This window comes from uncultured Campylobacter sp. (genome assembly GCF_938040115.1).
Lineage (GTDB): Bacteria > Campylobacterota > Campylobacteria > Campylobacterales > Campylobacteraceae > Campylobacter_A.
Map to the genome: position 1 here is coordinate 1 of NZ_CALHXD010000092.1, position 7,698 is coordinate 7,698.

Here is a 7,698-nt window from a genome sequence, read left to right on the forward strand (position 1 = left end):
CTCTTGTTCGTCGAGTCCTCGCTGATGCTTGCGCAGTTGTAGATGAACTCCTCGCGAGTGATCGCGCCGCCTTCTTTTTGTAGCATGTATTTTAGGATGTCGTACTCCGCCGCGGTCAAATTTAACGGCTCGCCTTTTAGCGTGATGATGTGCTTAAAATCATCTACCGCGATGTCTTTTTCGCGTGCGCTCTCTTTTGCGCCGCTTAAATTTGCGCCCGCTACAGTGCTTTGGCGGCGCAGGTGGCTTTTGATACGAGCTAGCAGCTCCTGCGGGTCGTAAGGCTTTGGCAGATAGTCGTCCGCGCCGTTATCTAGGGCATTTACCTTGTCGGTGATGTCGTGGCGTGCGCTAGAGATGATGATAGGCACATCGTGGCGCTTGCGGATCTCTTTGCACACTTCTAGGCCATCGAGTCCCGGTAGCGTGAGGTCTAGGATCACGAGGTCAAATTTTTCTACGTTTAGCGTCGAAAGCCCGATATACGGCTCCTCTGCAGTCTTTACATCCATATCGCTTTTTGCTAAAAATTCGGTCAAAATTTCCGCTAGCTCCAAATCATCTTCTATCATCAAAATTTTTATCATTTTATGTCCTTTTGGGGATTATAGCGAGTTTTGACTAAATTTTTAATGGCGGTAGCGGCTTGTTTTTTGTTGTGCTACGCTTACAGCTTGCAGACGGACGCTTTTGTTAAGCTTAGTAAAATTTGAGCCAAACTAAGATGCTCAAATTTGAAACTAGAAATTTAATCAGGTCAAATTTAAAATGATAGAGCGTCAAATTTGACTGGTAAAATTTGGAAAATTTAAAAAAGAAAAAAGGCGCAGTTTCCCGCGCCTTAGAGTAGAAATTATTTTATAACAAGACCTTGGAAAAGTCCGCCGCGATTAACCCAAACGAGCGTTTTTTTGCCTTTTGCGCTTGCTAGGGCTTTGTTAAAGTCATCCATATTTTTGATATTTTCCTCGGCGATTTGGATGATGATGTCGCCTTTTTCAAAGCCGATTTTTTCGGCATTTGAGCCAGCTTTTACGTCTGTTACTAGGATGCCTGTAGCATCGGGGGCTAGGCGGTATTTATACCTTGCGTTGTCATCGATCGCCGTGACACTAAGACCCTCGATAGCCGTGCCGTTTTTTGTCGCCGGAGCGCTTGATTTTGTATTGGCGTTAGCTAGTTTTATCTTGGCGGTTTCGATTTTACCGGAGCGCTCGTAGGTTAGTGTGATCTCTTTGTTTGGAGCTAGTGAGCCGATGAGATTTTTTAGGTCGTTAGCGTTTTTGATCTCTTTATCGTCGATTTTGATGACCAGATCGCCTCGCTTTAGTCCCGCGACATCCGCAGGAAGGCCGCTTTCTACGCTACTAATGAGCGCTCCTTCTTTGTTTTTATAGATCTCTTTTTGCTCCTCGTTGAGATTTGCTATCATCACGCCGATATATCCGCGCTCGATCTTGCCGTCTTCGATGAGTTTTTTGGCGATATCTTTAGTCATATTTGACGGGATGGCAAAGCCGATGCCGTTGTTTCCGCCGCTGCGGCTAAGTATGGCCGAGTTTATGCCTACTAAGTAGCCGCGGCTATCGACTAGCGCGCCGCCTGAGTTACCCGGGTTTATCGAGGCGTCTGTCTGGATGAAATTTTCATATTGATTTAGTCCGATGTTGTCTTTATTTAAGCCGGAAACTATGCCTTGAGTGATACTGCCGCCCACGCCGAAAGGATTTCCGATGGCAAATACAATGTCGCCTTCCATCAGCTTGGCCGAGTCGGCAAACGGTATGGCTTTTAGCTCTTTTGCGTCTATTTTGATGATGGCTAGGTCTGTTTTTGGGTCGGTACCGATGATTTTAGCCTTATACTCTTTGTCGCTATCTAGAAGCGTTACTACGATCTCGTCGCTATCTTCTACGACGTGGTTGTTTGTTACGATGTAGCCGTCGCTAGATATGACGACGCCAGATCCCAGCGAGCTACTTTTTTGTTTTTCTTGAGGGATGTTAAACTGAAATCCAAAAAAGTCCTTGAAAAACGGATCGCTAAACATATCGTTCATATCTGCAACGTTGCTGCTGACGGTTTTTGTAGTGGAGATATTTACGACCGATTTTTTAGCGTCGGCGATAGAGCTGTTGTAGGACAGCACGACGTTTTTGTTAAATTCCGGATTTACTCTAGTAAAATCCTCTGCGGGTTCGTTAAAGTTTATGCTTGCGGCAAAGATCGCGCAAGAAGTAGCCAAAGATAATATCATTATCTTTTTCATTACTTTTCCTTTTGATAAAATTTTTTTCAAAGCGCGATTATATGGCGTTAAGCTCAACGTAAAGTTAATTATTATTTAAGTCGTTTAAAATCGTTTTTATTTACTATACTTGATTGACATACGCTAAATCTTTATGCTATAATCCCTATAAAATTAATTGACTAGAAGGACATAATATGAGCAATAGTCTTTACGAAACGTTAGGGGTGTCCGAAAAGGCCACTAGCGACGAGATCAAAAAGGCCTATCGTAGGCTGGCTCGCAAGTACCACCCCGATATTAACAAAGACCCGGGCGCGGAGGATAAATTCAAGGAGATAAACGCCGCGTATGAAATTTTAAGCGACGAAAAAAAGCGCGCGCAGTACGACAGGCACGGCGACGCGATGTTTGGCGGGCAAAATTTCCACGACTTTGCGAGCAGCTCGGGTATGGGAAATTTGGACGAAATTTTAAAAAATATCTTCGGCGGAGGCGGTTTTAGCGGCTTTTCAAGCAGAAGCGGCTTTAGCGGATTTAGACAGACTGGCGGATTTAGCGGCTTTGAGGACGAGGAGGATCTAGACTCCCGCGCGAAGGTAACTATCCCGTTTGACGTAGCGGTAAAGGGCGGCGAGCACTCGATAAATTTTAACGGCGAAAACATCAAAATAAAAATCCCAAACGGCATCAATGACGGCGAAAAGCTGCGCATAAAAGGCAAAGGTAGCGGCGGGCGCGGAGATCTGATCCTAACCGTAAATATCGCGCCTAGCGACGAGTATGAAAGAGACGGCGACGATCTATATAAAGACGTGCTGATTCCTCTAAAAACAATGATGTTCGGCGGTAAGATAGATGTAAAAACGCCTAAAAAAGACGTCACGATAAAAATCGCCGAAAACTCAAAATCCGGGCAAAAAATCAGGCTCAAAGGGTACGGCGTGCAAAATAGAAAAAGCGGGATATTCGGCGATCTGTACCTGCGAGCGCGCGTGTCTTTGCCGGACGTAAATGCCCTAGACGGCGAGCTAGCCGAACTCATGAAGCAAAAACTTCCGGAGGCGTAAAATGAAACAATACGAAGAACCGGTATATCTAATCAGCGTCGTAGCAAAGGTGCTCTCCATACATCCGCAGACGCTTCGCCAATACGAGCGCGAGGGGCTGCTTGAGCCATCAAGAACCGAGGGCAAGATGCGCCTTTACTCCGAAAAAGATATGGACCGCATCAAGATGATACTACGTCTAACGCGCGATCTTGGCGTAAATTTAGCAGGCGTCGATATCATCTTGCAGCTAAAAGAGCAGATCGAGCAGTCTGAAGTAATGATAAGGCAGATGAAAGAGGAGCTAGCTAAAATGGAGCAGGGCGGCGTGCCGTCTAAAAAAGCTCTGGTAAAGCGCAAAAATAGCTTTGATCTCATCTTTTATGATGATAAAAATTAGTCCTTTTTATCCGTTAAAAAGGTAAAATCGGGTAAAATTTATTTACAAAACGCGCCAAATTTGAGGCTTTAGTGGTGCTAAATTTAGCCTTAAATTTGCCCCGCTTTGAACTCAAATGAGGCACAATGTTAGAAACTTTTTTATTATTTTTTTCTATCCTGCTCATCGCTTGTATCGTCTCTAGCAAGGTTTCTGATAGATTCGGTATCCCGTCGCTAGTCGTATTTTTGGCCGTGGGTATGCTCGCGGGCTCGGACGGACTGCTCGGGCTTGATTTTAATAATCGCCAAATCGCCCAAGACGTGGGCACTATCGCGCTTATTTTTATACTTTACGCAGGTGGCCTCGATACAAATTTAAAATCTATCCGCCCCGTCATGGTAAACGGCATCATCCTAGCCACCCTTGGCGTAGTGCTAACTGCCGGCATGATAGCCGTACTGGTAAAATACCTACTAGGCCTTGACTGGCTAGAGGCTTTGCTTTTTGGCTCTATCATCTCCTCGACCGATGCTGCGGCGGTGTTTGCGATACTAGGAGCAAAGGAAATTTCGCTGCGAAACAACATCCGTCCGCTTCTGGAGCTAGAGTCCGGATCAAACGACCCGATGGCGATTTTTTTAACCGTCACGATACTACAAATCATCTCCATAGCCACGATCCCCAGCGTTCCCGATGTTGCGTTAACGCTGGTTAAGCAGTTTTTGCTAGGCGGGCTGATGGGCTATATGTTCGGCGTCGCGCTGCCCGGGCTTTTTAACCGCCTAAGGCTTGAGTACTGGGGACTATATCCCGTGTTTTCGATGGCTTGGGTCATGCTTTTATACGTGCTAGCCGGCAAAGTCGGCGGCAACGGCTTTTTGGCTGTTTATATCGCGGGAATGTTTATAAATAAAAAAGAGTTCGCGCATAAGAAAAATTTGATCGGTTTTCACGACGGTATCGCGTGGACGATGCAGATCGTTATCTTTTTGACGCTGGGACTTTTGGTAAATCCTTCTCAGCTACCCGCCGTCGCGCTTGCGGGCGCCGTGGTCGCTTTTTGGATCATGTTCGTCGCGCGTCCTATGGGCGTTTTTCTCTCGCTTTTACTTTCTAGGTATAATGTTAAAGAAAAGATATTTATCTCGTGGGTCGGGCTTCGAGGCGTCGTTCCTATCGTACTTGCGACCTATCCGTTCGGGGCAAATTTGCCAAATTCGGAGCTTATTTTTAACACGATATTTTTCGTCGTGTTCGTCTCGATCATCATCCAGGGCATGACGCTGGAAAAGGCCGCGCAAAAATGCGGCGTCAAAGAAGAAGCCGCACCAAAAGAAGTCGAGATGTCGAATTTACCGATCTTTTACCATACTTTGCGCCAGCACACCATACGCTTTGACGCCGAAGTTGTGGGCAAAAACCTAGCCGAGCTCGAGCTTCCTAGCGATTTTTTGGTGCTACTCATCAAGCGCAAGGGCGAATACGTCAAACCGACGGGCTCATCGGTGTTTGAAGAGGGCGACTTGCTACTGATCCAGTGCGAGGACGAGAACAAATACAACGAAACCCTAAAGACGTTTACGGCGTAAATTTGCTGCCGTTTGCATAAAATTTAAAGAAAGGAAATAGAAATGAAATTTGAGGAAATGACTTTATCTACATTTTCAAGTGCATTTCGTAGAATAAGAAATAAAAAAGGACTTAATAAAAATAAAGATAAAAACGTTAAAGAGGAGAAATAAAAATGAAGTTTGTAAATTTATTTTTAATAACCGCTTTAGGTATTACTTTTAGTTATGCAAAAGAAAAAGTCGATTGTAACGACCCGAAAAATACCCCTAGATATATTGGGGGGGTAATGATTGGCGGTAAAATGGAGTGCGACGTTAATCGTGGCACTGCGGAGCGCGCCAAACGCGAGCTTGATATGACTATCGGACGTAACCCAGTTACGGGTAAGGTAACTTCAAAGGCGGAGCTAGCGGGCGGTAATAAGGCTACGAATAACCTAGAAGCGGCGCAGATGAATTTCGGCAAAGCGGAGCAGGCGCTAAAAGACGCAGAAGAGGCTTACGAGGGCGACCGCAGCACTAAAAACTCTCGCCGCGTCGATAAAGCGCGTAAGAGCTTTGAAAAAGCGCAGCGCGATCTTGAGGCGGCGGAAGAGATAAAAGAAAAAGCCGATAGGAAAAAGGACAAGTAGCCTGCTCAAATTTGAGTTTGGACGAGCCAAGGATCAAGAGGGAAGCCCTCTTGATCAAATTTAACAATCTAGTGCTTAGCCCCAGGGCGGTGAAACCGCCGAAGGGGTATATTTGAATTTAGCTTAAATTTAGCCGAATTTATCTTTCAAATTTAACCCTCTTTTACTCCAAAGCCTGCGCAAGATCGGCGATGAGGTCGTCTGCGTTTTCTAGGCCGACGCTTATTCTGATTAGCTCTTTTGTTATGCCCGCCTTCGTTAGCTCCTCGGCGGAGAGCTGCTGATGCGTAGTGGAGGCCGGGTGCGTGATGAGCGACTTTGAGTCCCCGATATTTACGACGATTTTAAAGAGCTTTACCTTGCTAAGCATCTTTACGGCGCGTTCATAGCTATCGGTTTCAAAGCACATTAGCCCGCTAGCCATGCCGTCCTTGAAGTATTTTTGCGCCTTTTCGTGCTCCGAGTCGCTTTTTAGCGTCGGATAGGTTACGCGTTTTACGTATTTGTGCGAGTTTAAAAACTCGGCGATTTTGCGCGCATTTTGCGAGTGCCTCTCGATACGAACGCTTAACGTCTCAAGCCCCTGTATGAGCTGCCAGGAGTTAAAAGGCGAGATCGTAGCGCCTATATCGCGCACCAAAGCCACTCTCATGCGCAGCGTATAGATGTCGAATTTATCCGCCATCTGCGCGTAAACTAGCCCGTGATAGCTCTCGTCAGGCTCGTTAAAGTGCGCGTATCTGGCGTTGCCGACTAGTTTGGCGTTTAAATTTTTACTAGATACGACCGCGCCCGCTAGGCTTAGGCCCTGGCCGCAGATATATTTGCTCGCGCTATGCACGACGACGTCTACGCCGTGATTTAGCGGTTGGAAAATGATCGGCGTAGGCACGGTGTTATCTGCGATCGTTACGACGCCGTGCTTGTCCGCGATCTCGACGATTTTTTTAAAATTCGGGATTGCGATTTGCGGATTTGATAGCGTCTCGAAAAATATCGCGCGAGTTTTGTCGTCTATCAAATTTTCAAGATCGTCCGCGCTGTCGCTGTCAAACACTCGCGCCTCGATGCCAAAACGCTTAAGCGTATGTATAAAAAGAACCATCGTGCCGCCGTAAATTTTCTTTGCCACGACGATGTTGTCGCCGACTGCGGCTAAATTTGCGATCGAGTAGAAAATCGCCGACTGACCGCTAGCTGTCACGATAGAGGCCGAGCCCTCCTCGAGCGCGGCTATACGGCTCTCTAGTACGTCCGTAGTCGGGTTGCCCAGCCTCGTGTAGATGTGGCCCGGGTCTTCTAGCGCAAATCTCGCTGCAGCCGCCTCGGCGCTACCGAAATCATAAGCCGTAGTCTGGTAAATCGGCACCGCCATGGCTCCCGGGCCAGCCTTGGTATCGTAGCCGTAGTGCGTGGCGATCGTCTCTTTTTGCATTTTTTCTCCTTGTAAAATTTGCGCGCATTATAACCGCTAAAAGTTTAAATTGGTATAATTGGGCTTTTGAAAGGAAAAAATGGCTGAACAAAACGACAAATTTAAGCGCGTAAAATACCTGCGCGGCCTGGAAAAATTCGCAAAAGCGGCGATTAGCGCGCTAAAAAGAGAGGATTTTAACGAGGACGAATTTCGCGCTAGGGTGGGCAAAAACGCCGAAATTTTACGCAAGATCGAGCCGGTTTTTTTAGATAACGCCTACTCGAAATCTCTTGAAAATTTCGTAAATTTAGTCGTAAAAGGCGGCGATAGGGCCGAGCTAATAACCTGCGCCAACGCGCTAGAAAAGCTAAAAAATCAAAAAACGTATAAAAAAGAAAA

The 7,698-nt window shown here is 46.3% G+C and carries 8 protein-coding genes; 5 read left to right on the forward strand and 3 right to left on the reverse strand.

Annotated features, from left to right (window positions below; all coding sequences use genetic code 11):
- Positions 1-587 (reverse strand): response regulator transcription factor (locus Q0314_RS03290; RefSeq protein WP_298056463.1); only part of this gene is annotated, 587 nt, incomplete at its 3' end.
- Positions 588-853: 266 nt separating this feature from the next.
- Positions 854-2,269 (reverse strand): Do family serine endopeptidase, encoded by a 1,416-nt coding sequence (locus Q0314_RS03295; RefSeq protein WP_298056465.1) that lies wholly within the window; start codon positions 2,267-2,269, stop codon positions 854-856.
- Between the two features lie 176 nt (positions 2,270-2,445).
- Here Q0314_RS03295 and Q0314_RS03300 point away from each other — a divergent pair, with 176 nt between their 5' ends.
- The 4 genes from Q0314_RS03300 (at position 2,446) to Q0314_RS03315 (ending at position 5,882) form a co-directional block, all read left to right on the forward strand.
- Positions 2,446-3,318, forward strand: coding sequence for a DnaJ C-terminal domain-containing protein (locus Q0314_RS03300; RefSeq protein WP_298056468.1), 873 nt, complete (start codon positions 2,446-2,448; stop codon positions 3,316-3,318).
- Position 3,319: 1 nt separating this feature from the next.
- Positions 3,320-3,697, forward strand: coding sequence for a helix-turn-helix transcriptional regulator (locus Q0314_RS03305; RefSeq protein ID WP_185898707.1), 378 nt, complete (start codon positions 3,320-3,322; stop codon positions 3,695-3,697).
- Between the two features lie 125 nt (positions 3,698-3,822).
- Positions 3,823-5,268, forward strand: a complete 1,446-nt coding sequence (locus tag Q0314_RS03310; protein ID WP_298056473.1) for a potassium/proton antiporter — start codon at positions 3,823-3,825, stop codon at positions 5,266-5,268.
- Between the two features lie 269 nt (positions 5,269-5,537).
- Positions 5,538-5,882, forward strand: coding sequence for a hypothetical protein (locus Q0314_RS03315; protein ID WP_298056476.1), 345 nt, complete (start codon positions 5,538-5,540; stop codon positions 5,880-5,882).
- 163 nt (positions 5,883-6,045) lie between these two features.
- On the opposite strand, the gene Q0314_RS03320 is transcribed toward Q0314_RS03315, so the two are convergent.
- Positions 6,046-7,317, reverse strand: a complete 1,272-nt coding sequence (locus Q0314_RS03320) for an aminotransferase class I/II-fold pyridoxal phosphate-dependent enzyme (RefSeq protein WP_298056479.1) — start codon at positions 7,315-7,317, stop codon at positions 6,046-6,048.
- Between the two features lie 79 nt (positions 7,318-7,396).
- On the opposite strand from Q0314_RS03320, the gene Q0314_RS03325 reads away from it, so the two are divergent.
- The coding region (locus tag Q0314_RS03325; protein WP_298056481.1) for a hypothetical protein at positions 7,397-7,698 on the forward strand (302 nt) is incomplete at its 3' end.